This is a genomic window from Rhizobium sp. 01T437, from assembly GCF_056398505.1.
This window is the reverse complement of record NZ_JBFTPM010000004.1, coordinates 17,413-41,851: the sequence shown is the minus strand read 5'-3', so window position 1 is coordinate 41,851 and position 24,439 is coordinate 17,413. Positions and strand designations below refer to the sequence as shown.

At 60.8% G+C, this 24,439-nt stretch carries 22 protein-coding genes; 14 read left to right on the top strand and 8 right to left on the bottom strand.

Annotated features, from left to right (window positions below; translation table 11 throughout):
• Positions 1 to 2: 2 nt before the first annotated feature.
• Entirely contained in the window at positions 3 to 905 is a 903-nt protein-coding gene (locus AC1DM5_RS08795) for a LysR family transcriptional regulator (protein ID WP_477974874.1), read from the bottom strand.
• Positions 906 to 1,063: 158 nt separating this feature from the next.
• Between AC1DM5_RS08795 and AC1DM5_RS08790 the strand changes: the two genes are divergently transcribed.
• The gene (locus AC1DM5_RS08790) at positions 1,064 to 1,450 is read left to right on the top strand and encodes a hypothetical protein (protein WP_477818360.1); all 387 of its coding nucleotides are present in this window, start codon (positions 1,064 to 1,066) and stop codon (positions 1,448 to 1,450) included.
• Positions 1,451 to 1,520: 70 nt separating this feature from the next.
• On the opposite strand, the gene AC1DM5_RS08785 is transcribed toward AC1DM5_RS08790, so the two are convergent.
• Both AC1DM5_RS08785 and AC1DM5_RS08780 read right to left on the bottom strand, forming a co-directional pair.
• The gene (locus AC1DM5_RS08785; protein ID WP_477818361.1) at positions 1,521 to 3,908 is read right to left on the bottom strand and encodes a phosphoketolase family protein; all 2,388 of its coding nucleotides are present in this window, start codon (positions 3,906 to 3,908) and stop codon (positions 1,521 to 1,523) included.
• A 69-nt stretch (positions 3,909 to 3,977) separates the two neighbouring features.
• The gene (locus tag AC1DM5_RS08780; RefSeq protein ID WP_477818362.1) at positions 3,978 to 5,156 is read right to left on the bottom strand and encodes an acetate/propionate family kinase; all 1,179 of its coding nucleotides are present in this window, start codon (positions 5,154 to 5,156) and stop codon (positions 3,978 to 3,980) included.
• A 208-nt stretch (positions 5,157 to 5,364) separates the two neighbouring features.
• On the opposite strand from AC1DM5_RS08780, the gene AC1DM5_RS08775 reads away from it, so the two are divergent.
• On the top strand, positions 5,365 to 6,960 hold the full coding sequence (locus AC1DM5_RS08775) for an inorganic phosphate transporter (RefSeq protein ID WP_477818363.1): 1,596 nt from the start codon (positions 5,365 to 5,367) through the stop codon (positions 6,958 to 6,960).
• 107 nt (positions 6,961 to 7,067) lie between these two features.
• On the opposite strand, the gene AC1DM5_RS08770 is transcribed toward AC1DM5_RS08775, so the two are convergent.
• Positions 7,068 to 8,639 (bottom strand): putative bifunctional diguanylate cyclase/phosphodiesterase, encoded by a 1,572-nt coding sequence (locus tag AC1DM5_RS08770; RefSeq protein ID WP_477818364.1) that lies wholly within the window; start codon positions 8,637 to 8,639, stop codon positions 7,068 to 7,070.
• 325 nt (positions 8,640 to 8,964) lie between these two features.
• On the opposite strand from AC1DM5_RS08770, the gene AC1DM5_RS08765 reads away from it, so the two are divergent.
• On the top strand, positions 8,965 to 9,318 hold the full coding sequence (locus AC1DM5_RS08765; RefSeq protein ID WP_477818365.1) for a hypothetical protein: 354 nt from the start codon (positions 8,965 to 8,967) through the stop codon (positions 9,316 to 9,318).
• A gap of 409 nt (positions 9,319 to 9,727) precedes the next feature.
• On the opposite strand, the gene AC1DM5_RS08760 is transcribed toward AC1DM5_RS08765, so the two are convergent.
• Positions 9,728 to 10,273, bottom strand: a complete 546-nt coding sequence (locus AC1DM5_RS08760) for a histidine phosphatase family protein (RefSeq protein WP_477818366.1) — start codon at positions 10,271 to 10,273, stop codon at positions 9,728 to 9,730.
• Between the two features lie 231 nt (positions 10,274 to 10,504).
• On the opposite strand from AC1DM5_RS08760, the gene AC1DM5_RS08755 reads away from it, so the two are divergent.
• The 3 genes from AC1DM5_RS08755 (at position 10,505) to AC1DM5_RS08745 (ending at position 12,258) form a co-directional block, all read left to right on the top strand.
• The gene (locus AC1DM5_RS08755) at positions 10,505 to 10,714 is read left to right on the top strand and encodes a CbtB domain-containing protein (RefSeq protein WP_113508366.1); all 210 of its coding nucleotides are present in this window, start codon (positions 10,505 to 10,507) and stop codon (positions 10,712 to 10,714) included.
• A gap of 114 nt (positions 10,715 to 10,828) precedes the next feature.
• Positions 10,829 to 11,563, top strand: coding sequence for a CbtA family protein (locus AC1DM5_RS08750; protein ID WP_477818367.1), 735 nt, complete (start codon positions 10,829 to 10,831; stop codon positions 11,561 to 11,563).
• Between the two features lie 86 nt (positions 11,564 to 11,649).
• Positions 11,650 to 12,258, top strand: coding sequence for a hypothetical protein (locus AC1DM5_RS08745; RefSeq protein WP_477818368.1), 609 nt, complete (start codon positions 11,650 to 11,652; stop codon positions 12,256 to 12,258).
• Here AC1DM5_RS08745 and AC1DM5_RS08740 read toward each other — a convergent pair.
• A complete protein-coding gene (locus tag AC1DM5_RS08740; RefSeq protein WP_477818369.1) occupies positions 12,243 to 12,905 on the bottom strand; it encodes a sulfite oxidase-like oxidoreductase in 663 nt (220 codons plus the stop codon). The genes AC1DM5_RS08745 and AC1DM5_RS08740 overlap by 16 nt on opposite strands.
• Before the next feature lie 65 nt (positions 12,906 to 12,970).
• Here AC1DM5_RS08740 and AC1DM5_RS08735 point away from each other — a divergent pair, with 65 nt between their 5' ends.
• The 8 genes from AC1DM5_RS08735 (at position 12,971) to AC1DM5_RS08700 (ending at position 21,727) form a co-directional block, all read left to right on the top strand.
• Positions 12,971 to 14,890: a sensor histidine kinase gene (locus tag AC1DM5_RS08735; RefSeq protein WP_477974872.1), complete on the top strand. Its 1,920-nt coding sequence runs from the start codon at positions 12,971 to 12,973 to the stop codon at positions 14,888 to 14,890.
• On the top strand, positions 14,887 to 16,242 hold the full coding sequence (locus tag AC1DM5_RS08730; RefSeq protein ID WP_477818371.1) for a sigma-54-dependent transcriptional regulator: 1,356 nt from the start codon (positions 14,887 to 14,889) through the stop codon (positions 16,240 to 16,242). The genes AC1DM5_RS08735 and AC1DM5_RS08730 overlap by 4 nt, the downstream gene beginning before the upstream one ends.
• Before the next feature lie 123 nt (positions 16,243 to 16,365).
• Positions 16,366 to 16,689 (top strand): ArsR/SmtB family transcription factor, encoded by a 324-nt coding sequence (locus AC1DM5_RS08725; protein WP_477974870.1) that lies wholly within the window; start codon positions 16,366 to 16,368, stop codon positions 16,687 to 16,689.
• Between the two features lie 57 nt (positions 16,690 to 16,746).
• Positions 16,747 to 17,193, top strand: a complete 447-nt coding sequence (locus AC1DM5_RS08720) for an SRPBCC family protein (protein WP_037103956.1) — start codon at positions 16,747 to 16,749, stop codon at positions 17,191 to 17,193.
• A gap of 205 nt (positions 17,194 to 17,398) precedes the next feature.
• Positions 17,399 to 18,382 (top strand): tripartite tricarboxylate transporter substrate-binding protein, encoded by a 984-nt coding sequence (locus AC1DM5_RS08715; protein WP_477818373.1) that lies wholly within the window; start codon positions 17,399 to 17,401, stop codon positions 18,380 to 18,382.
• Positions 18,383 to 18,482: 100 nt separating this feature from the next.
• Entirely contained in the window at positions 18,483 to 18,944 is a 462-nt protein-coding gene (locus AC1DM5_RS08710; protein ID WP_007826966.1) for a tripartite tricarboxylate transporter TctB family protein, read from the top strand.
• A gap of 9 nt (positions 18,945 to 18,953) precedes the next feature.
• Positions 18,954 to 20,459: a tripartite tricarboxylate transporter permease gene (locus AC1DM5_RS08705; RefSeq protein WP_477818374.1), complete on the top strand. Its 1,506-nt coding sequence runs from the start codon at positions 18,954 to 18,956 to the stop codon at positions 20,457 to 20,459.
• A gap of 92 nt (positions 20,460 to 20,551) precedes the next feature.
• Positions 20,552 to 21,727: a M20 aminoacylase family protein gene (locus tag AC1DM5_RS08700; protein ID WP_477818375.1), complete on the top strand. Its 1,176-nt coding sequence runs from the start codon at positions 20,552 to 20,554 to the stop codon at positions 21,725 to 21,727.
• Between the two features lie 6 nt (positions 21,728 to 21,733).
• On the opposite strand, the gene AC1DM5_RS08695 is transcribed toward AC1DM5_RS08700, so the two are convergent.
• The gene (locus AC1DM5_RS08695) at positions 21,734 to 23,521 is read right to left on the bottom strand and encodes an adenine deaminase (RefSeq protein WP_477818376.1); all 1,788 of its coding nucleotides are present in this window, start codon (positions 23,519 to 23,521) and stop codon (positions 21,734 to 21,736) included.
• Positions 23,518 to 24,438: a nucleoside hydrolase gene (locus AC1DM5_RS08690; RefSeq protein WP_477818377.1), complete on the bottom strand. Its 921-nt coding sequence runs from the start codon at positions 24,436 to 24,438 to the stop codon at positions 23,518 to 23,520. The genes AC1DM5_RS08695 and AC1DM5_RS08690 overlap by 4 nt, the downstream gene beginning before the upstream one ends.
• Position 24,439: the final 1 nt, after the last annotated feature.

The following is a 24,439-nucleotide window of genomic DNA, read 5'->3' as shown; positions in this document are numbered from 1 at the left end:
ATTTAGTCGCGGATAAGCTCCACGCAGAACTCGATAAAGGCGTTGACCTTGGCCGGTACATGATGCCGGGAAGGGTGGACAGCGTAGAGGGGGAAAGTTTCGCCCGGCCAGTCCGGATAGAGCTCTACAAGGCGTCCGTCGGCAAGCAGGTCCTTGACGCTAAGGGCAAGCACCTGGGCGATGCCGGCTCCGGTAAGGCAGGCATCGAGCATGGTGCCGGGGTCGCTCATCAGAAGCGGTCCACGGGCGTCGAGCGGCACGATCTTGTTGCCCCTGTGCAGTTCCCATTCGAAAGTCTGGCCTGTCAGCGGATCGCGGAACTGGATGCAGGAGTGGCTGGCGATTTCGGCAGGTGTCCTCGGCGTGCCGTGCTCGGCGAGATAGGCAGGTGTGGCGACCGTGAGGACGCGGGTTTCCATCAGCTTGCGGGCGATGCGCGACGAGCTCGGTTGCTGGCCGAAGCGGATGGCGATATCGATGCCGTCGGCGACGAGATCACTCATCAGGTCGCGGGTTATCAGTTCGAGTTCCAGCGCCGGATAGCGGGTCATGAAGTGCTTCAGATGCGGCGCCAGCACCATGCGGGAAAAGATCGGATCGACATCGACGCGCAGGCGGCCGCGCACGGTCAGAGACGCACCTGATGCAAGCGTCGCGGCCTCCTCTATGCCATCGAGATGCGGAGCGACCTGTTCGTAGAAACGGGCGTCTTCGTCCGTCAGCCGTACCGAGCGGGTGGTGCGGTCGAGCAGGCGCACGCCGACACGGGCCTCCAGTCTCGATATGGCGCGGCTGACGCCGGAGGCTGAAAGGCCAAGCGCATCAGCCGCTCTGACGAAGCTGCCGCTTTCGACCACCGCGGCAAGCGTGCTGACACCGGAAAGCAGGCGGCCGTCGAATGCCATGGATCACTCCTGATTTGATGTCATTGATGATGTTAAGGAAGTGCGGCCTAGTCAACAACGTCGGCACCTTATCACTGTCCGTTTGGATCCAAAAACCGGCTCGATGGAACATCTTCCCGCTAATTTGGTTTCTACCGCACAGATTGGAGGATCAAGCGATGACCCAATATGGTGACGACAAGAACCGAATCGTGGATGAGAATACCGGCATGCCACTCGGGCAGGCATCCTATAAAGAGGAGAAAGTGCTGGCCGATGAGCGGCGTAGCGTCTCGCTCTGGGGTGTGCTCGCAGCCGGCATTCTGGTCATTCTGATCGCTGCGGCGAGCTTTGCCATCTGGCCGGGCACGACCACAGAACCGGCTTCGACCGCATCCACAACGCCCAATGCGATCACCGGGCAGCCTTCGGGTGCCGGTACTTTAGACAACAATCCGGCAACTGGCTCCATCAAGCCGCTGGAACCGACAGATCGCAACCCGGCGCCTGTCGGCAACGCGCCGACGGGTGCGACCGCACCAAGCGGCACGCAGAACGGCCAGTAACTTCGCATTACGGCTGGGGAAGGGCCGCGCGGTTTCCGTGCGGCCCTTTTCATATTTAGTGGCAGCCTTTTCAGGCTGCGGGCCATTTCCAGTTGCGCACATCCGGCATGTCCTCGCCATATTCGCGGACATAGGCATGATGCTCGACGAGCTTGGCCCTCAGGCTTTCCAGCACTTCAGGCACTTTCTCCTTCAGGCCCGGAATGCGCTCGATCGCCTCGATGGCGAGGTGAAAGCGGTCGAGCTCGTTGAGCACTGTCATGTCGAAGGGCGTGGTTGTCGTGCCCTCTTCGATGAAGCCGCGCACATGGATGTTGCGGTGGTTGGTGCGCTTATAGGTCAGCCGGTGGATGAGGTAGGGATAGCCGTGATAGGCGAAGATCACCGGCCTGTCCTTCGTGAAGATCGCGTCGAAGGCCTCGTCCGTCAGGCCGTGCGGATGCTGATCCTGCGATTGCAGGGCGAGAAGGTCGACCACGTTGACAGTGCGGATCTTCAGCTCCGGAATATGCCGATGCAGCAGATCGACGGCAGCGAGCGTCTCCATGGTCGGCACGTCGCCGGCGCAGGCCATGACGACATCGGGCGCGACCGTATCGTCCTCGTGGCTCGCCCAGTTCCAAATGCCGATGCCGGTCTCGCAATGTTTCACCGCCTCGTCCATGGTCAGCCATTGCGGCTCCGGCTGCTTGCCGGCGACGATGACGTTGATGCGGTCGTAGGTCTTCAGGCAATGATCGCCGACCCAGAGGAGGGTGTTGGCGTCAGGCGGCAGGTAAATGCGGACGATATCGGCCTTCTTGTTGGCGACGAGATCGACGAAGCCGGGGTCCTGATGCGAGAAGCCATTATGGTCCTGCCGCCAGACATGTGAGGTCAAGAGATAGTTGAGCGAGGAGATCGGCTTCCTCCACTCCAGTTCGCGGGTGACCTTCAGCCACTTGGCGTGCTGGTTGAACATGGAATCGATGATGTGGATGAAGGCCTCGTAGCAGGAAAACAGGCCATGTCGGCCGGTCAACAGGTAGCCTTCCAGCCATCCTTGGCAAAGATGTTCGCTCAGCACTTCCATGACGCGACCGTCGCTGGCGAGGCTCACGTCATAGGGTTCGATCTTCTCCATCCAGACGCGATCGGTGACTTCAAAGACGCTGCCGAGACGGTTTGATTCCGTTTCGTCGGGGCCGAAAATGCGAAAGTTCGCGTTGGCGTCGTTGAGCTTCAGCGTATCGCGCAGGTAGTGGCCGAGGATTTCGGTGGATTGCACCATCTCAGCCCCGCGTTTTTCCACCTTTACCTCATAGGTGCGGATATCGGGCGCAATCAGCTCCTTGCGCAGCAGACCGCCATTGGCGTGCGGATTGGCACCCATGCGGCGTTTGCCTGAGGGGGCCAGCGCCCGTAGTTCCGGCTTCAGCGTGCCCGAGGCATCGAAGAGGTCTTCGGGATCGTAACCGCGCATCCAGTCTTCGAGGATTTTCCGGTGTCCGTCGTTCTCCCGGCAATTGGAAACCGGCACCTGATGGGCGCGCCAGAAACCTTCGACCTTTTTGCCGTCCACTTCTTTTGGGCCGGTCCAGCCCTTGGGGCTGCGCAGCACGATCATCGGCCAGCGCGGGCATGCCTGCGGCGCCTTGCCGTCGCGTGCCTCTTTCTGAATTGCCCGAATGCGGTCAAAGATCTTGTCGAAGGTGGCCGCCATCTGCTGATGCATCTTTGCCGGCTCGTGGCCTTCGACGAAGAAGGGCTCATAACCATAGCCTTCGAACAAATGCGTCAGATCTTCGTCGCTCGCCCGGCCGAGGATGGTTGGATTGGCGATCTTGTAACCGTTGAGATGCAGGATCGGCAGGACGGCGCCGTCGCGGGCGGGGTTCAGGAACTTGTTGGAATGCCAGCTTGCCGCCAGCGGCCCGGTCTCGGCTTCGCCATCGCCGATGACGCAGGCGACGATCAGATCGGGATTGTCGAAGGCTGCGCCATAGGCGTGGACGAGCGCGTAGCCGAGTTCGCCGCCCTCATGGATGGAGCCGGGCGTTTCCGGCGCTGCATGGCTCGGGATGCCGCCGGGGAAGGAGAACTGGCGGAAGAGCTTGCGCATGCCGTCCTCGGTCTCGGCGATGTCGGGATAGATCTCGCTGTAGATGCCTTCGAGATAGGTATTCGCGACCATGCCCGGTCCGCCATGGCCGGGGCCGCACATATAGATGACGTCGAGATCGCGGGCACGGATGACGCGATTCAGATGCGCATAGATGAAGTTGAGGCCGGGCGTTGTGCCCCAATGACCGAGCAGGCGAGGCTTGATATGTTCGGGTTTCAGGGGCTGGCGCAGGAGAGGATTGGACAGGAGATAGATCTGCCCGACCGAGAGATAATTGGCGGCACGCCAGTAGCGGTCGATGAGTGTGAGTTCGGCGTCTGACAGAACTGCTGGAGTCGAGACATGCTTTTCCATGGATTTCTCCCGTTTAAACTTGTTCAACGTCAATTCTAGCTGATGGCCCCGGCATGCATTTGATCTGGATCAGCCGGAGCGAAGAATAGAGAGCGCTTCCTGCGCGATAATCTGTTCTTCGTCGGTCGCAGTGACATGCGCCGTTATGCGGCTTGCGGGTGTCGTGATTGTGAAGCCGTTGGCAGCATTCGCCTTTTCATCGACGGCAAGGCCGAGCCAGCTCAAGCGCTGGAGGACTGCTGCGCGAATCTGCGGCTGATGCTCGCCGATGCCGGCCGTGAAGACAATGGCGTCGAGCCCGCCGAGCGTCACCGACATGCGGCCGATCTCGCCTGCGATGCGCAATGTGAAGAGGTCGAGCGCCTCCTGGGCTTCTGCGCGGCCATCCTCGAGAAGATCGCGGGTATCGGCGTTGATGCCGGAGACGCCGAGCAGGCCGGAGCGATGGTAGAGTAGATCTTCCACCTGATCGGCGGACTGCTTCTTTTGCTGCAGCAGATGCAGGATCACGCCGGGATCGAGCCAGCCGGGCCTTGTGGCCATGGGAATGCCGTCAAGCGTGGAAAAGCCCATGCTGCAATCGCGACTGATGCCGTTTTCCAGAGCGCAGAGGCTTGCGCCGCTACCGAGATGGGCGGCGACGATGTTCGCTTTATTCGACAGCCTGCGGCTCACCTCACCGGCGATGAATTTGTAGGAAAGGCCATGAAAGCCGTAGCGCTTGATGCCCTCGTCATGAAGCGCGCGGGGGATGGCGAAGCGGCGGACGAGATCGGCCTGCGTGGCATGAAAGGCTGTGTCGAAGGAAGCCGTCTGGGCAAGCTGCGGCTTCAGGTGTTTCAGGGCGCGGATGAAGCGAAGCGCCTGCGGCTGGTGAAGGGGGGCGAGCGGCGTGAGCGCGTCGATCGCCGCGATTGCGGCATCATCGAGCACGGCTGCCGCGGTAAAACGGTCGCCGCCATGGACGACGCGGTGGCCGGCAGCGCGGACGTCACCGATGTCGAAATGCTCCGAGAGTAGTTTGAACGTTTCGTCGATGACGGCGTGCAGATCGTCGGTAAGCTCCGCCTTCAGCGGTGCATCAAATGTCTGCGGACCTTCCGTCAGCTTGAAGGTAAGCGGTTTGGAGCGGAAGTCGATCACGCCCTTGCCGATGCGGCGCACCTTTGCATTCTCGATTGCGAAGATGCCGATCTTCACCGTCGACGAGCCGGCATTGAAGGTCAGGAGAAGGTCGGTCGACGGCATTTTGCTTGATGCTCCCCGGCAAGCGTGACGATGACGAACTTAGCGTCATCGTGCCGGGTGGGAAGTCTTTTGCGTCCCGGCAGGCAATTTTTGGTTGCTGATTTCGGTCCCGGTTCCGGGATGGCGCGCGAATGGCCGCGTCATGAGAGCTTCACGCTAGGGATTTATTAACAAATGGCAATTTGCAATTGGAACAAGGAACTATGCCATGGCCGACATTGCCCCCAGCCATAGCGACGCTTCCCATCCGCTGCATCATTCGAACTCCGCCGGCAAGTGGTTCCTGCCGGTGTTCGGGCTCGTTGTGGTCTGCGGTCTTGGATATGTCGGCTATGCCCTCGCCCGTGATTTGACCGCCGCAGTTGCCGTTCCCTGGCTGCTTCTCGGCCTTGCGCTGCTGATCGCGCTCGGCTTCGAGTTCGTCAACGGTTTCCACGATACGGCCAATGCCGTGGCGACCGTTATCTATACGCGCTCCATGCCGGCGGAATTTGCCGTCATCTGGTCGGGCTTCTTCAATTTTCTCGGCGTCTTGACGTCGACGGGCGCCGTCGCCTTCGGCATCCTGGCCTTGTTGCCGGTCGAGCTCATCCTGCAGGTCGGCTCTGGCTCGGGCCTGGCCATGGTCTTCGCTCTATTGATCGCAGCGATCGTCTGGAACCTTGGTACCTGGTATCTCGGTCTGCCGTCATCGAGCTCGCATACGCTGGTCGGCTCGATCATCGGTGTCGGCCTCGCCAACCAATTCCTTGCGCCGGCAGGCTCGGCCACCAGCGGTGTGGACTGGTCGCAGGCAACCAACATTGGCCTGTCGCTCTTGATTTCGCCAATTATCGGTTTCGGCCTTTCGGCCATCCTGCTCGTCGTTATGAAGTTCCTGGTGCGCAAACCCGAGCTCTATCAGGAGCCGAAGGGCAACCAACCGCCGCCGTTATGGATCCGCGCCATCCTGATCTTCACCTGCACGGGCGTCAGCTTCGCCCACGGCTCGAATGACGGCCAGAAGGGCATGGGTCTCATCATGCTCATCCTGATCGGTCTGGTGCCGACAGCCTTTGCGCTGAACCGCACGCCTGACGTCAACTATCTCGAAGCCTACAAGTCGGCTTCGGCGCAGGTGGAAACCGCACTCGGCAAATATGTAAAGCCGGGCGTGACCGTAACCGACTACAAGGCGGAAGTCAGCAATGCCGTCAAGAACAAGGTCTGGACGGACGCGACCACCCCGGCGTTGCAGCAGTATATCCATCAGACGAGCGCCGAAGTCGCCGCTTTCCCGACACTGGAAGCCGTTCCGACAAATCTCGTCAGCAACGTTCGCAACGATATCTACCTGATCGGCGAGGCGCTGAAGCTCATCGACAAGCAGAAGCTGCTGCCGATGGACGCCAGTGATCTCAAGGCCGTCACCGGCTATCATGCGGCGGTGGACAATGCGACGAAGTTCATTCCGTTATGGGTGAAGGTCGCCGTTGCGCTGGCGCTCGGCCTCGGTACGATGGTCGGCTGGAAGCGCATCGTCGTGACGGTTGGTGAGAAGATCGGCAAAACGCACCTGACCTACGGCCAGGGTGCCGCCGCGGAAGTCGTCGCCATGGTGACGATCGCCTCGGCCGACCATCTCGGCCTGCCGGTTTCGACCACGCACGTTCTGTCATCAGGTGTGGCGGGCACGATGGCTGCGAACGGCTCGGGCCTGCAATGGTCCACCGTGCGCAATATGCTCATGGCCTGGGTGCTGACGCTGCCGGCCTCGATCGCGATCGCCTTCCTGCTGTTCGTGATCCTGCGGCAGGTCTTCTAGTTTAAAGCATTTCCGTTTTTCTTCGAAACACGGAAATGCTTTATCTCTTTGTTTTCACGCAATTCCGGACGCAAAACCGCTTCACACTTTTGCTGGAATTGCTTTATTCAGGCCGTAGAGGCCAGACTGGTATTCTGACTTTCGATGAAGATGCCCGCCTCCGCGGCGGGCATCGCCTTGCCGAAGAGATAGCCCTGACCGATGTCGCAGCCAAGCTGCAGCAGATAGGCGAGCTGGGCGTGTTCCTCGACGCCTTCAGCCGTCGTCTTGATGTTGAGGCTTCTTCCGAGAGCGAGCATGGCGCGGACGATCTTTTCCTGCTTCTCGTCTTCCCGACAGGTGGCGATGAAACTCTTGTCGATCTTGATTTTGTCGAAGCGATAACGGGCGAGCTGAGCAAGGCTCGAATAGCCCGTGCCGAAATCATCGAGCGCGATCTGTACGCCCGCCTTATGCAACTCATCGAGAATATGGGCTGCGATCGCCGGGTCCTGGACCAGCGCGTTTTCGGTGATTTCAACTTCCAGCCGCCTGGCAGGCAGGCGGCTTGCGGCGAGCACTTTGAAGATGCGCGAGGGAAGGAGTTTATCCTCCATCTGCACGGGTGACACGTTGAAGGAAAGCCTTACATCGTCAGGCCAGGCGAGGGCATCGCTGCAGGCCTGGGTGAGGAGGTTTTCGAACAGTTCGGTGATCATGCCGGTTTCTTCGGCGATGCCGATGAAGACCGGAGGCGGAATGTTCATCCCGTCTTCGTCGGTCCATCTGGCCAGCGCCTCGAAGCCGCAGAGCCTGCCGCTCCTGAGATCGATCAGCGGCTGATAGTAGGTCTTGATCGCCTTGTTCTGAATAGCACCGCGCAGCTTGGTCTCGAGCGATGCGCGTTCCGTCACCTTGTCCTGCATGGACGGTTCGAAAATCAGTTGATGATTGGGCCCGCGCGATTTCGCCTCGTACATGGCAAGGTCGGCGCGGTGAGCAGCATCCTCCAGCGGCTCTGCGCCTTCGCTCCAGCGGTCGTAGCCCACGCTGGCGCCGACCTCGACGGCAAAGCCGTCGATCAGGATGGGGCGAGTAACCGCCTGAATGAGCACTTTGGCAAACCATTCCTCCCGGGCCGCGGTCATGCCGAGGGCGATGATGATGAATTCATCCCCGCCGAAACGGTAGACGCAATCGGCATTGCCCAGCGCGCAGATGCGCTTGGCCACTTCCACCAGCAGAACGTCGCCGCCCTTGTGGCCGACGAGGTCGTTGACTTTCTTGAAGCCGTCGAGATCGACGGAGAAGATCGTGACGTTGCTCTTTGCCTCTTCGGGGATATTGCCCCCCTTATCGGCGGGCTTGGGCAGGATTTTGCGTTCGAAGGCGTAGCGGTTCGGAAGCTTGGTCAGATGATCGTGGGTGGCGGTCCAGTCGGCGCGCGCCTGGGCGGCGTCGCGCAGCTGCATTTCCTTGCGAAGGTCGGCAATGCGCAACACGGAATAGATGAAACTCATCGCGCCGGCGATGCCGAGGGCCAGCACGAATTTATCGGCACCGTAGTTCTCGAAGTTGCTCATGAAGGAAACGAGCCAGCTATCGACATCCAGCAGGGTGGCTGAAATCCACAGCGCTGCACCGAGCGCCATGATCGACAGGCATTGCCTTCCCGCCCTGCTCCTGAAGAATTCCGGCATGAGCTTCTCCATCTCCACCCGGGGCGGAAATATCATGAAAGTCTGAAATGTTTATTGAAACCTGAAGGCGAATTGTTGGAGACTATGCCACGCATTCGGTAGCACTTTCATCGGAAGCGAGTGTGCGCAATACCGAATTTTACTCGCGATTTGAAACCTTTGGCCGCTTGCCGCTTTATGCTTTCGCAACGGATGCAGGCAGATGTCTCTCCGCGTGTACGGCTGTGGCTGGAGCTGAAAGTTGACTACACCCGGTCGTCCTGAAGCGGAACCAATGTTGCGCTCAAGCCGTTTTCCGGGACCATTCACGAGAGAGGACAATCTCATGCAACTTGTCGGCACCCAGGTCATCCCCGCCTATGGCGACAAAAGCGGTTTTACGGTCGAGTTTGTGGGCGACGGCGGTGAAGTCGTCTCCGTGCAGATCAAGAATGATCGCGGCCAGCAATTGAGCCGGCTGAATGCGGTGGAAAAGGCGAAGGAAGTGATGAGGCGCTTTGCCACGGCGCCAATCCGCGAGGGCGATAACAAGCAACCAGCTGCGTCAAGGAATGCTCGTTCGCGGGGTGACGAAGAGGCGATGGAAGAACAACTGGACGAGGGACTGGAAGGCACTTTCCCAGCCAGCGACCCGGTCTCGATCACCAACACCGCAATACCCAAGGGTAGCAAACACTGATCTACCCTTTCATGGGCACTATGCCCGAAAGCGCACCGCGATCACCGGCTTGATCGCAGTGCATTTTGGGTCACCTGTGCTCCTGCTGACCCTCGACCTGTTCTTTGCGGTCATCCACATTCCGCAATAGATCGGCAAAGAGAAAGGCGAGCAGCCGTAGCACGCTCGCCTTTGACGTACTCTGACAGTTCAGGCGACGTTGATCAGCAATGGCAGGCTGATCATGACGCCGACGAGAACGGCGACAACAGTTGTGACACGCACGATGCGAATACGCCGCGTGCGCTCCCCACTCCAGTCATAGGTCATTTTTCGTCTCCTCGGGGAAGGACGTAGAGCCCGGGATTCCGGGTCCAATACGTATGACTGCGTTTGCTTGTGTAAGGCTGGACTAATTTACGAGGACTATTCAGAAGCGCAGCGACCAGCGGCGGCCGTCATGGGTCATGCGCACCATACCGAGTGGCTGGACATCGATGGTCCAGAAGGCGGCGGGCGGTGCTTTCAGCACATTCAGGATCGCGGCGCGGATGACGGTTGCGTGAGTGACAGCGACGATATGGCCGCCGAGCGGCATCTCCTCGTTCATCCAGCCGGCAATGCGTTTGCCAAGCTGTTGCAGGCTCTCGCCCTCATGCGGGGTTGCTTCGGGATCGGACATCCAGAGCGCAAGATTTTCAGGCTCTTCGGCGTGGAGGTTGACCAGTGGTTTGCCAACCCAGCGGCCATAGTCGCAGTCCCTGAGCGACGGGGCAACGGTCGCGTCGAAGCCCAGCATTTCGGCGGTCTGTCGGGCGCGTAGGGCCGGGCTTGTGAAAACCCTGTCCGCCCGTCCCGGCGCGGGTAGCGCGACATCGCTCAGCACCTTTTCCTCCAGCGGTTCGTCCGCCGGAAAGGTGGCGGTGCGATTTGCCGCCGTGGCGCCGTGATTTATCCAAGTGAGGTGGGTGGTCACGTTTCTCGGCACCCTCCGGAGATAGGGCGGGACGGCCGCCGCCCGCATATGAAGTTTCGTTGACAGTGTCTTTGGCGTGCAGATATAACCGTGACGTTGCGGGTTTGGAAGCCGGTGAAAGTCCGGCGCGGTCGCGCCACTGTGACCAGCGTGTAGAAATTCTTCGCGTTGGAAGTCAGACCTAACTGCACGCAAGATTCTCGACTGAACGCGTCATTCCAGGAGGAATACATGTCTGACACCACTTTTGCGCCCGTCGCAGCACCCGCACCGATTCCGCTCGGCCAGATCCTGCCCTGGGCGATCTTCGGCGGCCTGCTGATGCTTTTCGCCATCTATTTCGTCGGCACCGAAGAAGGCGCGATGGCGCTCTTCAACGGCATGTATGTGCACGAATTCGTGCATGACGCCCGCCACCTCCTCGGCTTCCCCTGCCACTAAAGCGCGGCGCGATCTTCCAGATCCGCTCGATACGTTTTAGTTTTTGTTTTTGCATGTCGTCATCGCAAAACCGCTGAACGCTTTTGTGCGACGTGCTTTAGGGGAGTGTCTCACATGGTTGGAAATCTTCTGCTTCGCGGCATGATCGCGGGCGTGATTGCAGGCATCCTGGTTTTTGCCTTTGCGCGCTTCTTCGGCGAACCGCTCGTCGATGCGGCCATCGCCTTCGAAGAGGCGGCGGCGCAGGCTGCCGGCGAGGTCGCCGAGCCTGAAATCGTCAGCCGCGCCACCCAGGCGGGGCCTGGGCTCTTTATCGGCGTCATGGCCTATAGCGTTGCCATTGGCGGGCTGTTTGCGCTTGTCTTCGCCTTCGTGCATGGCCGCTTCAGCAGCCTTTCGGCACGCGGCACCTCGGCCGTTATCGCGGTCGCCGCTTTCGTCGCCATCGTCATCGTTCCGGCTATCAAATATCCGGCCAATCCGCCGGCTGTCGGCAACTCGGATACGATCGGCGTGCGCACCGAGCTGTTCTTCCTGATGATTGTCGTCTCGATTGCTTCGCTGATCGCGGCCGTCGGAATTGCCCGCAACCTGACAGCGCGCTACGGCTTATGGAACGCGGCGATCGTTGCGGGTGTTCTCTTCGCCGTCTTCATCGGTCTGGTGGAATATCTGCTGCCTCCGATCAATGAAGTGCCGGAGAATTTCTCGGCGATGGTGCTATGGCGCTTCCGCACGACCACGCTCGGCATGCATATGATCCTCTGGTTGGTGCTTGGTCTCGCTTTCGGCGCGCTGGCGGAGAAGCGCCTCGGGGCGAAGAGTGGGTTGCGCCCGGCCTATCGATAAGGAGCGGGAGAGGGGGCTTGCCGCTCCCTCTTTCCTCGCGAAGCCTGTAGGCTCTTGGGCGGCTGCGTCGAGACGTTGGACTTATTGTGAAAAACGGATTCGATCTGCTTTGTTTCGGCCTTGCCCTGCTGATCGCGGGTAGCGCATCCGCGCATGGAGGCGGTGGGGGCCAGGGCAGCCGTGCTGGCCTGCCGGTGCCCGAAATATCTCACGGGGAAATGGCTGTGATTGCCGATTATCGCGGTCGCATCATGGATCTTGCGGCAGGCGCGGTTGATACGAACGAGCCTTTCCGGCGTGTCCTGAACTATGCCGAAATCCAGTATTCCTACTGTCTTTGGGGCCGGATGCCCGGCAGCGTGACGGATGAGGAAAGCCCGTTCAACGAATGCGCCCATGCCTATCTCGCCGCGACCAAGGCGGTGCTGCTCGCCATGCGCGACATGCCGCAGGAGGCGGTGGTGGCCGGTGAAATCGCATCGGCTGTCGATGTCGATATGGTCAGGCGCGGGCTCTCGCTGGTGACCTGCCGCTTCAGTGGCGAGGGTTTCAACACGGCCGATATCGTGCGCCCGCGCTGGAGCGAAATTCCGCTGCATCCGGCGAGCATGGCCTCGCTTACCGGCTTTGCGGCGATCCTCGCCGCAGGGTTCTTTGTTCTCAGGCGGCTTCTTCAGATTCAGTCCTCGGAATAGCGCTGCTCGCGCCACGGATCACCATACATATGGTAGCCGTTCTTTTCCCAAAAGCCGGCCTTGTCGGCAGGCAGCAGATCGATGCGGCGCAGCCATTTGGCGCTTTTCCAGAAATAGAGATGCGGTACGACGAGACGCATCGGTCCGCCATGATCGCGGGTGAGCGGCAGGCCCTCCCACGAGGTGGCGAGGATCGCGTCTTCGGCGGCGAAATCGGAAAGCGGCAGATTGGTCGTGTAGCCGTCATAGCTTGTCAGCATGGCGTAACCGGCTTCCCCTTTCGGCATGGCGAGATCAAGCAGGTCGCGGGTCGAAACACCCTTCCACTTGTTGTCGTAGCGTGACCATGTCGTCACGCAATGAATGTCGCTGACCATGGCGCTCTGTTCCAGCGCCTGAAAAGCTGCCCAATTGAGATCCAATGGTGTTTCGACGAGGCCTCGAACTTCCAGCTTCCAGCTCTCGATAGAAATGACCGGCTGCTGGCCGAGGTCGAGCACCGGCCAGTTCTTCACAAGATGCTGGCCCGGCGGCAGGCGCTCAGTTTCCGGGCGGCTGATGCGGCCGGTCAGGAACTTTCCTTCGGTGGCCCAGCGGCGTTTGGACGTCGTGAGTTTGCTGTCTTCGGGGATCTCGTCGTTGCTCATCGCGGTCTCCTTGCGGTGCAGCAATCAGACATCCGCGCCTGACAGGTGTCAAGTTTCGGCGCCTCTTGGAAATCTCCATCGCGCTCATTACACTTGAAGCCGTCGGGTTATGCCTCCACGGGGAGCGGAGGCGGAAAGGGAGGAGCGAGACTCTGTCTTCGCGCTATCGTGTCATTGCGGCGCTTTGCGCCGCACCCTTGTTGATTTTCGCTTTCTTCTATTACGGGAGTGCGGTTGCCACGCGCGCCTATATGGGCGAGGCTTCGGCACAGGCGGGCACGGCGCTCAGGCTTGCCGTTTCCGCACTCAGCGGCCATCTCAGCCGCTACGAGGCCTTGCCGGCGCTGATCGCCGATCACGACGATATCAAGGATCTCGTGACCCAGCCTGACGATCGATCGCTGCGCGACAATGCCAATCTCTACCTCAAGGAAATCAACGGGCTGCTGAAATCGTCCGATATTTATGTCGTGCGTCCGGATGGCGAGACGATCGCCGCCAGCAATTATGACGGCCCTAGCAGCTTCATCGGTGAGAACTTCAGCTATCGCCCCTATTTCCAGGAGGCGATCGGCGGGCATCAGGCCCGCTTCTACGCCCTCGGTACGACCTCGCTGAAGCGTGGCTATTATTTCTCCTCGCCGATCTGGGTGGATGGCGAAATCCGTGGCGTCATCGTCTTCAAGGTCGATATCGATGTGATTGAATCTTCCTGGAGCGGTGGCGAGTACCGTATCTTCGTCTCCGACCCTGAAGGCATCATCTTCATGTCCGACAGTCCGGACTGGCTCTATGGGGCGATCCTGCCGCTGAGTTTGGATCGGGTGGCGCGCACCGAGGCATCGCGACGTTATGCCAATGCGAAACTGGTCGAACTGCCGGTCATCCGCCATCGCTTCGAAGATCATGACCTGATGACGCTCGCCGGCGATCGCGGGCAAGGTGAATATCTCGTGCTCTCGCACTACATGCCGGCCGAGGACTGGACGGTGAACGTGCTGATGGACACGAGCTCCATCCGGGTGCAAGCCCGTACCGCGCTGGTCGTCGTCTTCCTCATTCTCTGCATTGCCGCTCTGACATTTGCCATTCTTCGACAACGACGCATGCGGCTTTCTGAGCGCCTGCAGTTGCAGGCCGAGGCGTGGAACGAGCTGGAGCGGCGGGTTGATGAGCGCACGGCCGATCTTGCCCGCGTCAACAGCCGGATCGAGGAGGAGATTGCCGAGCGGCGCCTGACCGAGCAGCAGCTACGCCAGACACAGGCCGATCTCATCCAGGCAGGCAAGCTTGCCGGTCTCGGTCAGATGTCGGCAGCGCTCTCGCACGAGTTTAACCAGCCCCTTGCCGCCGCCAAGACCTATACGGACAGCGCCTCTGTCCTGCTCGAACGCGGCCGTACGGCCGAAGCGCAGGACAACATCCAGCGCATCGGCGGGTTGATAGATCGCATGGCTTCCATCAGTCGGCACCTGCGCAATTTCGCGCGCAAGCCCAATGAGAAGCTAGGCCCCGTGCCGCTCGACGAGGCGATCCGCGATACGCTGGAGATCATCGCCTGGCGTCTCAAGGCTGCGGATGCTGATCTCCGGCTGCATCTTGGCGCGCGGCCGCCGGTGGTCAAGGCGGGCTCGGTGCGACTGCAGCAGGTGCTGGTCAATGTGATCTCGAATGCGGCTGATGCCGTCGAGGGGCTAGAGGACCGGCGCATCGAGGTTTCGGCGTCCGAAGAGGCCGGCAGGGTAATCCTGACAGTGCGTGATCATGGGCCTGGTGTGCCGGCGGCGATTGCCGAGCGCATCTTCGATCCCTTCTTCACCACCAAAGGGGTGGGCAAGGGGCTCGGGCTGGGGCTTTCCATCTCCTACAACATCATCAAGGATTTTGGCGGCAGCCTGACCGTCTCCAACCATCCGGAGGGTGGAGCCGTGTTCCGCATAGAGCTTTCTGCGGCGGCTGGCATGATGCCGGAGGCGGCGGAATGAACGAACAGAAGATATTGCTCGTCGATGACGAAGAGGAACTGCGCCGCTCGACGGCGCAGGCACTGGAACTCTCCGGCTTCAGCGTCGAGACCTTTTCCAATGCCGACCACGTGCTGGAACTGATCGGCTATAGCTTTCCCGGCGTCGTTGTCACCGATATCCGCATGCCTGGCATGGACGGCATGACGCTGATGCAGAAGATCCGCGAACTCGATACTGAAGTGCCGGTTATTCTCGTCACCGGCCACGGCGATGTACAGCTTGCCGTCAAGGCGATGCGCGAGGGCGCCTATGACTTCATCGAGAAGCCGTTTACGCCACAGATGCTCGCCGGCGTCATCCGCCGCGCCATGGAGCGGCGCAGCCTCGTCTTGGAAAACCGGCTGCTGAAGGCGGTGGCGGGCAAGCGCGACGATATCGAGGCGCGCTTGCCGGGACGCACGCAGATCATGGTCGACCTGCGCTATCGCATCCGTGCGATCGGGGCGAGCGATGCTGATACACTTGTGGTCGGTGATACCGGTGCCGGCAAGGAAGTGGTGGCGCGGGCGATGCACGATATCAGCGCGCGGGCAAGTCGGCCCTTCATTGCCATCAATTGCGCAGCACTTCCGGCAAACCTGATCGAGAGCGAGCTTTTCGGGCATGAGGCCGGCGCTTTTCCGGGGGCCGTGCGGCCGCGTTACGGCAAGTTCGAGCATGGACGTGGCGGCACCATCCTGCTCGACGAGATCGGCTCCATGCCGTTTGATCTGCAGGCGAAGTTCCTGCGGGTGCTGCAGGAGAGAACGATTTCCCGCCTCGGATCGAATGAGACCGTGCCGCTCGACGTGCGGTTCATCGCCACGAGCAAGGTCGATCTGGAAGCGGAAGTCGCTGGCGGCCGATTCCGCGCCGACCTCCTCTACCGCCTGAACGTCGCGACCATTCATGTGCCGTCGCTCTCACAGCGCCGGGCCGATGTTCCGCTGCTCTTTATGCAACTCGTCAGGGAGGCTGCCGCTCGTTACGGCAAAGACGACATGGCCGTGTCGCCGGATGCGATTTCCGACATCGCGCAGCGCGACTGGCCGGGCAATGTCCGAGAATTGCGCAATGCTGCCGACCGTTTCGTGCTCGGTCTCGACGGCGGTGGACGGCAGGCCGAGGCTGCGGGTCTGGCCGAGCGTGTCGCGGAATTCGAACGTGGCGTGATTGCGAGTGCACTTGTCGCCCATAGTGGCAGCCTGAAGCCGGTCTATGAATCGCTCGGCATCTCGCGCAAGACGCTTTACGAGAAAATGCAGAAATACGGTCTCGACAAGAAGCTGCTGGCCAATGACATGGCCGGTGAGATGCGCCGCGAGCTTTGATCCTCTTTCGAATTTGATCTCGATCGCGCCTGTTTGTGGGGCGTCCTCGATGCATATCTTGACAGGCAACCATTTAGTTACCTATAAGATCACGACAGGCAACCAAATGGTTCCATATTTGGCATGGATGAAGATGYGATTTTTCGAGCACTGGCGGATGGCAGCCGGCGACGCCTGCTGGATCGCCTGCATGCGCGTAGCGGCCAGACGCTCGGCGAATTGTGTGAAGGACTGGAGATGACGCGTCAGGCGGTGACGAAGCATCTCGGCATTCTCGAAGAAGCGAACCTCGTTTCCACGCGCCGGCGAGGGCGCGAAAAGCTGCATTACATCAATCCGGTTCCGATCAACGAGATCGCGGACCGGTGGATCAGCAAATTCGAGCGCCGTGCATTAGAGGCGCTCTCCGATCTCAAGAAGAGCCTCGAGGGCACCAAAGACGAATGAATCGTCCCGCCTGCCGGCGAGGGTGTGACCAAGCCTTGGCCAAAAGGGAGTATCATCATGGCTGGCAGCGCATTCAATTACGTCACCTATATCCGGACCACACCGGAACAGCTCTGGTCGGCGCTTACGACGACGGAATTCATGAAGAAATTCTGGCTCGGGGTGCAATTCGAAACCGATTGGAAAGTCGGCTCTGCCTGGCAGATGCGTTATTCCGACGGAACCGTCACCGATACAGGCGAAATCCTCGAATTCGATCCGCCCAGGCGGCTTGTCCTGAAGTGGCATAATGAGTTCAGGCCGGAGCTCAAGGCCGAAGGGTTTTCCCAGTGCGTGATAGAGCTTGAGCCGGTCGGCGAGGCGGTCAAGCTGACGCTGGCGCATTCGATGCCGATAGAAGGTTCCAAGTTCATTGGCGCTGTCTCCGGCGGGTGGCCGCAAATTCTCTCCAACCTCAAATCGCTGCTGGAAACGGGTGAGGTCGTTCTGCCGCCCAACCGGTGAGGGACAAGCGATGGGTGGATTTCCACCCATCGCTTTAACCATTTGTTTCCAAATCGACCCATGCTGCGGCGCACTCTCGCAAAATCGTCATTCCTCTCCTCGCGTCGCGATTGCGGCTGTCAGTCCCTGGCCTGCAAATGGGCCATCCAAGCCGGTGCGGAGGATGCGCCGGCGGGACGACCCATTTTCATCAGGGAGGAAAACGATGAAAATCCTGAAGGCCATGCTCGGCGTGACCGCCGCCGCTGCCGTTTCGCTGCTCGCCCATGCCGCTTCGGCTCAGACCTATCCCGAACGCACCATCACCATGGTCGTGCCTTTCGCCGCCGGTGGACCGACCGATACCGTCGCGCGTCTCGTCGCGGAATCCATGTCGAAGGATCTCGGCCAGCAGATCGTCGTCGAAAATGTCGGCGGTGCCGGCGGAACACTCGGCGCCGGCCGTGTTGCCGATGCCGATCCGGATGGCTACACGATCCTGCTGCACCATATCGGCATGGCGACCAGCGCCACGCTTTACCGCAAGCTCGCCTATGACACGCTGAACGCCTTCGAATATGTCGGTCTCGTTACCGATGTTCCGATGACGATCGTTGCCCGCAAGGATTTCGAACCGGCCGATCTGAAGGGCCTGATCGACTATGTGAAGGCCAACAAGGACAAGGTCACCGTCGCCAATGCCGGTATCGGTGCCGCATCCCACCTTTGCGGCATGATGTTCATGAGCGCCATCCAGACGCCGCTGACGACTGTTCCCTACAAGGGAACCGGCCCGGCCATGACCGACCTTCTCGGCGGACAGGTCGATATCATGTGCGACCAGACGACTAATACGACGAAGCAGATCAAGGGCGGTACGATCAAGGCCTATGCCGTGACGTCGCCGGCCCGCCTCGATGTGCTCAAGGACATTCCGACGGCGGTCGAAGCCGGCCTGCCGGGCTTCGAAGTCGGTATCTGGCACGGTATTTACACGCCGAAGGGCACACCGGCCGAAATCAATGAGCGCTTGTCGAAGTCGCTGCAGGTCGCACTAAAGGACCCGAATGTTGGCGCCCGCTTTGCCGAACTCGGCACCGCTCCTTCGTCGGACGCTGATGCGACGCCGGCGGCGCTGAAGGCGAAGCTCGCGAGCGAAATCACCCGCTGGAAGTCGGTCATCGAAGCAGCCGGCGAATACGCGGACTGAGCCTGACTGCCGTCTCGCCACCCTCCTCCCGATCGGGAGGAGGGTGTTTGCGCAGCCTCGTATCCGTCGCGACGCTTCATCTCCAACCCCAGGAGACATCATGAAATCTCTCAGTTTCGACACCACCAATGTCATCTGCGGCGCCTTGCTTGCCGCGACCGGTGCCTTCTTTGCCTATCAGTCGCTGAACCTCGATATCGGTACGGCGCTACGCATGGGACCCGGGTATTTTCCACTGGTCCTGTCCGGCATCCTCGTCCTGCTCGGCCTGATCATTCTCGTGCAGGCGGTACGGGTGCAAGGCGAGCCGATCGATCCCTTCGCCTGGCGCGGCATGCTCTTCATCCTGCCCGCACCGGTCTTTTTCGGATTGACTGTGCGCGGGCTCGGTTTTGCGCCGGCGATCTTCCTGACGGCCTTCATCGCCTGCTTTGCATCCAGTCGCATGAATGTGCTGTTCGCGCTGGTTCTTTCGCTGCTGCTGACGGTCTTTTCGGTTGGGGTCTTCAGCTACGCGCTCGGGCTGCCGTTCGAACGTTTCGGTCCCTGGGTCCGGTTCTAGGAGGCGGGTATGGAACTCTTCAGCAATCTCGCACTCGGTTTCTATACGGCGGCAAGCCCGGAAAACCTGTTCTTCTGCCTTATCGGCGTGCTGCTTGGCACGCTGATCGGCGTGCTGCCCGGCATCGGCGCCACGGCAACGATCGCCATGTTGCTGCCGATCACCTTCCAGCTCGAGCCAGTCTCCTCGCTGATCATGCTCGCCGGCATCTATTACGGCGCGCAATATGGCGGCTCGACGACGGCGATCCTCATCAATATGCCGGGTGAATCTTCCTCGGCCGTTACAGCCATCGACGGCTATCAGATGGCGCGGAAGGGCAGGGCCGGCGCGGCGCTCGCGATTGCCGCGCTCGGCTCCTTCTTCGCCGGCACAGTATCGACCTTCCTCGTGGCTGTCTTTGCTCCGCCACTGACGGCGATTGCACTGCAATTCGGTTCGGCCGAATATTTCTCACTGATGATCGTCGGCCTCGTGTCCTCGATCGCACTGGCCCATGGCTCGGTCGTCAAGGCATTGGCGATGGTGGCGCTTGGGCTGCTGCTCGGTCTTGTGGGCACGGACATCTATACCGGTACGCCGCGCTTCACGCTCGGCATCCGCGAATATGCCGATGGGCTGAACTTCGTGGCGCTTGCTGTTGGCGTCTTCGGCATTGCGGAAATCCTGCGCAATCTGGAAGGCGAGAAGACCCGCACCGTGCTGATGGCAAAAGTCTCAGGGCTGTTGCCGTCGAAGGAGGAATTCAAGGAGATGATCGCGCCGGTCATTCGCGGGACGGTCATTGGTTCGGCGCTCGGTATTCTGCCGGGCGGTGGGGCGATCCTTGCTTCCTTCGCCTCCTACACGGTGGAAAAGCGCGTCTCGAAGAAGCCGGAAGAGTTCGGCCATGGCGCAGTTGCCGGCGTTGCCGGGCCGGAATCGGCCAATAATGCCGGTGCGCAAACTTCGTTCATTCCGCTCTTGACGCTCGGTATTCCGGCAAACCCTGTCATGGCGCTGATGGTCGGCGCGATGATCATCCAGGGTATCGTGCCGGGGCCGAACGTGGCGACAGAGCAGCCCGCGCTGTTCTGGGGCATTATCGCTTCAATGTGGATCGGCAACCTGATGCTCGTCATCCTCAACCTGCCGCTGATCGGCCTGTGGGTGAAACTGCTGACGGTGCCTTATTACGTGCTCTTCCCCGTGATCATGGCCTTCTGTTCGATCGGGGTCTACAGCGTCAATTCCAACGTCTATGACCTCTATGCCGTCGCCTTCTTTGGCTTCATCGGCTACGTGCTGGCGAAACTGCGCTGCGAGCCGGCGCCGCTGCTGCTCGGGTTCGTGCTCGGACCGTTGCTGGAGGAAAACCTGCGACGGGCCATGATCCTGTCGCGCGGCGATGCGACCACCTTCGTCACGCGGCCGATCAGCGCCATCCTGCTGACGATCGCCGTGGCGGTGCTGATCATCGTCTTCCTGCCGAGCGTTAAGCGCAAACGCGAAGAGGTCTTCGTCGAAGAGGCCTAAGGGCTTGCACTCCCGGCCTGTTTGTTGAAAAAAGAACGATCTGATGCGGGCGCCGTCGGGCGCCCGTTTCGCTTTACAGGATATCCAGGCTCATGAGCATTCCCGCCCGGATCAGCAACGATCTGCCTTTTCTCACCAATCTCCGCCGCGATCTGCATGCCCATCCCGAACTCGGCTTCGAGGAGGAGCGTACCAGCGATATCGTCGTGAAATTTCTGGAAGAGGCGGGTATCCAGGTGCACCGTGGCCTTGGCGGCACCGGTGTTGTCGGGACGCTGCAGATCGGCAATGGTACGCGCAAGATCGGGCTGAGGGCAGATATGGACGCGCTCGCCATGCCGGAAACGGCGGATCGCCCTTACAAGTCGACCGTGCCGGGCAAGATGCATGCTTGCGGCCATGACGGGCATACGACGATGTTGCTCGGCGCGGCACGGTATCTGGCTGAAACGCGCGGTTTTTCCGGCACTGTGCATTTCATCTTCCAGCCGGCCGAAGAGGGTCGTGGCGGTGCGAAGCGCATGGTGGAGGAGGGACTGTTCAAGCAGTTTCCCTGTGATGCCGTCTATGGGTTGCACAATATGCCCGGGCTTGCTGTGGATGAGATCGCGGTCGTCAAGGGGCCGCAGCTTGCTTCTTCGGATAGCTGGCGGATCATCTTCCGGGGTGTTGGTACGCATGGCGCAAAGCCACATCTCGGCCGCGATCCCATCACAGCTGCTGCCACTTTCCTTTCGTCTCTGCAGACGATCGTCGGGCGCGTCGTCGATCCCCTTCAGCCGGCAGTCGTCAGCGCCTGTTCACTCCAGGCCGGCAATCCGAAGGCATTGAACGTCATCCCCGATATTGTCGAGATCGGCGGAACGGCGCGGGCCTATTCGCCTGAGGTGCGCGATCAGCTTGAGGCCGAAATCGGCCGTCTGGCACAGGGAACCGCCGCCATGTTCGGCATTTCGGTAGATTATGAATTTGAACGCCGCATTCCGCCCGTCGTCAATGACGCGGATGCGGCTGCGCGGGCGCTGGGCGCCGCACAGGCGGTGTTCGGTGAAAAGGCGCGTACGAGCTTTCCACCGTCGACCGCCGGCGACGATTTCGCCTTCTTCGGGCAAAATGCGCCCGGCTGTTATGTCTGGCTCGGCAACGGCCCGGCGGTCGATGGAGCGCTGCATCATAATACAGCCTACGACTTCAATGATGAGGCGCTCGGATATGGAGCGGCCTATTGGGTGGCGCTGGTGGAGCGGGAGCTCAAGGCTGAGGCGTAAAGCGCCTCAAAACGTTTCCAGTACGGGGCTTTCCAGCACCTTGCCGGTAATGACGTCGGCAATGCCGCGGTCGGTCTGATGTGGGCCGATATTGCAGGCAAGTGTCGCGCCGAAGCAGGCTTTGAAGACCAGATAGGGCGGTTTCCAGTCGACGAGCTTTTCCATTGCCTTGCGGATGGCAGCAAAGCCATCGGCGGTTTCGTGCAGGGATGCATCCGTCACGAGGCCGGAGAGTGGCAGGGGCAACAGGGCTTCGATGCGCCCGTCCTTTGCCACGGCCATGCCGCCGCCGGCGTCGATGACGGCATTAGCGGCAAGCGCCATGTCACCGATATTTCCTCCGAACACAGTGAGGTTGTGGCTGTCATGTGAAACGGTGGTACAGAAGGCGCCGCGCCACTCACCCCAGCCGGTCAGAAAGCCGATGCGCGGCTTGCCATCCGCCAGTCCATGGCGATGTGCAACCGCTATCATGGCGCTGCCAGCCGGCGGTACGACGAAGCCGTCGCGGACATCCGCTTCGGTTTCTCCCCACTGGGTGAAGCGCGGACGGTCGATTGTTGCGAGGCGCACCTTCGTGCCGTTGGCGGGAATGCGGAAATCGTCTTCGACAAGCGGTGCAAGCTTGACCGATTGCATGAGCGGCCCGGCGTCGAATGACGGAAGGCGATCCCTGACCATGCCATTTTCGGCGATTAGGCGGCCGTTGGCGATGACGGCGCGGGTCTTGAATTCACTCATGTCCTCGAACAGCACGAGATCGGCGCGGCGACCGGGCGCGATGAGCCCGAGGTCGGAACGCTTCAGGCGTTGCGCGGCATTGAAGGTCGCGGCGCGCAATGCCCATTCCGGGCGCATGCCGTAGCGCACGAGGCGACGCACGACGTCGTCGAGGCCGCCATTCTGATAAAGTTCATCGGGGAAGACATCATCCGTGCAGAGCGTGACGATCGGCGGAAGGTGGCCGATGCCGTTCAATGCATCGACAAATTCCTTCAGCAGATGATCGTGCGAGCCGCGCAGCTCGATCGTCATTCCGGCCGCCAGCTTCTGCAGCAGATCGGCGCCCGAGGTGAGCTCATGGTCGGAGGTGATGCCAGCGGCCATGAAGGCGTTGAGGTCAGCACCCTCCAGTCCGCGGGCATGACCGCAGACGAGCTTGCCGGAGGTGAGGCCGGCATTGACGATATCGGTCATGCGCGGATCGCCATCGATGACGCCGCGCATGTTCATGACTTCCGCCACGCCACCGATCGCCGGCGAGCGCAGCAGCTCGGCGATAACACTGGCGTCGAAATCCGCACCGGCGAGTTCCAGGCCGGGGGCGGAAGGGACGCAGGAAGGGGCAAGCAGGATCATGCGCAGCGGCAGATTGCGCGAGGCTTCGATTGCCCAGCGTACGCCATCGAGACCATGGACATTGCCGAATTCGTGCGGATCCCAGACGATCGTCGTCACGCCGCGAGGCAACACGGCTTCAGCATATTCAGCCGGCGTCACCATCGAGCTTTCAATATGCATGTGTGTATCGATCAGGCCGGGAGAGATGATGCTACCGGCTGCGTCGATTACCTTGGCAGCGTCCGTGCGGCTCGCCCGAGCGTGAACACTTGCGATCAAAGCGCCGACTAGGCCGATATCGGCCTCGCGGATCAGGCCGGTGACCGCATCAAGGATACGGCCGCCGGTCACAAGCACATCGAAGGGAGCATCGCCGCGGGCGGCGGCAACAGCGCGGGTGCGTAAGGCGGGCTCGTTGAGATCGGCGGGTTCCTGGCGCGGAGTTGCAGTCATTTGCGGGCCTCGTTGACCAGGGCGGCGAGAATGATGACACGCGCCATGTCGGCATCGATGTCGGCGGCGAACTGTGCATTGAACGTTGCGTGAGTGGCGCGGGTTTCAACGACCGTGCGCCCGCGCGTATGCTGCCCCTGCAATTCCACGTCGATGCGGGCAGGGCGGAAGGTCACCACTTGCGGAGCAACGAAGGCGACGGCAGCCGAAGGATCATAGATCGCCATGGCGGGACGACCGCGGTTCGTGCCAATGCGAATATAACCGGCAAACATATCGGCGATCAGCTCGGCATTGGTGCCGCCGGCAGCGCGGACCGGATCGGCATCCTCGGGTTTCGCAAGAACCTTGCGGCAGAGATCGAGATCGACCATGCGCAGTGGCAGCTCGTGGGCGATGATGATTGCGAGCGCCTCTGGATCGGCGAGCGCATTGAATTCTGCGGAGGCCGTATGATTGCCAGAGGTGACACCGCCGCCCATCCAGACGAGTTCGGTGATGCGGGCGGCAAGATCGGGCCGGGCGAGCGCGAGTGCGGCGATGTTCGTCAGCGGTCCAAGTGCCAGAATGCGGTGAGGGCCTTCCAGTTCCAGCCAGCGGCAAAGCGCGACGAAGGCATCGCTATCCGGCAGGATCGGGGCCGGCGGCAGATGTTTACCGGTCGTCGGAATGCCGCTTTCGCCGAGGATCGCCTGGGCAGTCTCTAGCTTGCCGAGGACGGGCAGGTCGCGGCCGGTATGGATCGGAAATTTCCAGCCGAAGGCCTTGGCAGCGCCCGCCGCATTGGTGCGCACCTGCGGCAGCGGCGCATTGCCGAAAACCAGCGAGACGCCGTCGATGTCGAGTTCTGCGTTCGTCACCACCATTATGGCGGCGATGTCGTCGAAGCCCATGTCTGTGTCGATCCAGACGCCCATG

Bases quoted from the DNA above. Each gene is read 5' to 3' on its own strand.
- AC1DM5_RS08775 (WP_477818363.1), top strand. From the start codon at position 5,365: ATGGCCGACATTGCCCCCAGCCATAGCGACGCTTCCCATCCGCTGCAT.
- AC1DM5_RS08715 (WP_477818373.1), top strand. From the start codon at position 17,399: ATGAAAATCCTGAAGGCCATGCTCGGCGTGACCGCCGCCGCTGCCGTT.
- AC1DM5_RS08720 (WP_037103956.1), top strand. From the start codon at position 16,747: ATGGCTGGCAGCGCATTCAATTACGTCACCTATATCCGGACCACACCG.
- AC1DM5_RS08755 (WP_113508366.1), top strand. From the start codon at position 10,505: ATGTCTGACACCACTTTTGCGCCCGTCGCAGCACCCGCACCGATTCCG.
- AC1DM5_RS08700 (WP_477818375.1), top strand. From the start codon at position 20,552: ATGAGCATTCCCGCCCGGATCAGCAACGATCTGCCTTTTCTCACCAAT.
- AC1DM5_RS08765 (WP_477818365.1), top strand. From the start codon at position 8,965: ATGCAACTTGTCGGCACCCAGGTCATCCCCGCCTATGGCGACAAAAGC.
- AC1DM5_RS08780 (WP_477818362.1), bottom strand. From the start codon at position 5,156: ATGCCGTCGACCGACCTTCTCCTGACCTTCAATGCCGGCTCGTCGACG.
- AC1DM5_RS08695 (WP_477818376.1), bottom strand. From the start codon at position 23,521: ATGACTGCAACTCCGCGCCAGGAACCCGCCGATCTCAACGAGCCCGCC.
- AC1DM5_RS08795 (WP_477974874.1), bottom strand. From the start codon at position 905: ATGGCATTCGACGGCCGCCTGCTTTCCGGTGTCAGCACGCTTGCCGCG.
- AC1DM5_RS08690 (WP_477818377.1), bottom strand. From the start codon at position 24,438: ATGGGCGTCTGGATCGACACAGACATGGGCTTCGACGACATCGCCGCC.
- AC1DM5_RS08750 (WP_477818367.1), top strand. From the start codon at position 10,829: ATGGTTGGAAATCTTCTGCTTCGCGGCATGATCGCGGGCGTGATTGCA.
- AC1DM5_RS08710 (WP_007826966.1), top strand. From the start codon at position 18,483: ATGAAATCTCTCAGTTTCGACACCACCAATGTCATCTGCGGCGCCTTG.
- AC1DM5_RS08740 (WP_477818369.1), bottom strand. From the start codon at position 12,905: ATGAGCAACGACGAGATCCCCGAAGACAGCAAACTCACGACGTCCAAA.
- AC1DM5_RS08770 (WP_477818364.1), bottom strand. From the start codon at position 8,639: ATGCCGGAATTCTTCAGGAGCAGGGCGGGAAGGCAATGCCTGTCGATC.
- AC1DM5_RS08790 (WP_477818360.1), top strand. From the start codon at position 1,064: ATGACCCAATATGGTGACGACAAGAACCGAATCGTGGATGAGAATACC.
- AC1DM5_RS08730 (WP_477818371.1), top strand. From the start codon at position 14,887: ATGAACGAACAGAAGATATTGCTCGTCGATGACGAAGAGGAACTGCGC.
- AC1DM5_RS08785 (WP_477818361.1), bottom strand. From the start codon at position 3,908: ATGGAAAAGCATGTCTCGACTCCAGCAGTTCTGTCAGACGCCGAACTC.
- AC1DM5_RS08705 (WP_477818374.1), top strand. From the start codon at position 18,954: ATGGAACTCTTCAGCAATCTCGCACTCGGTTTCTATACGGCGGCAAGC.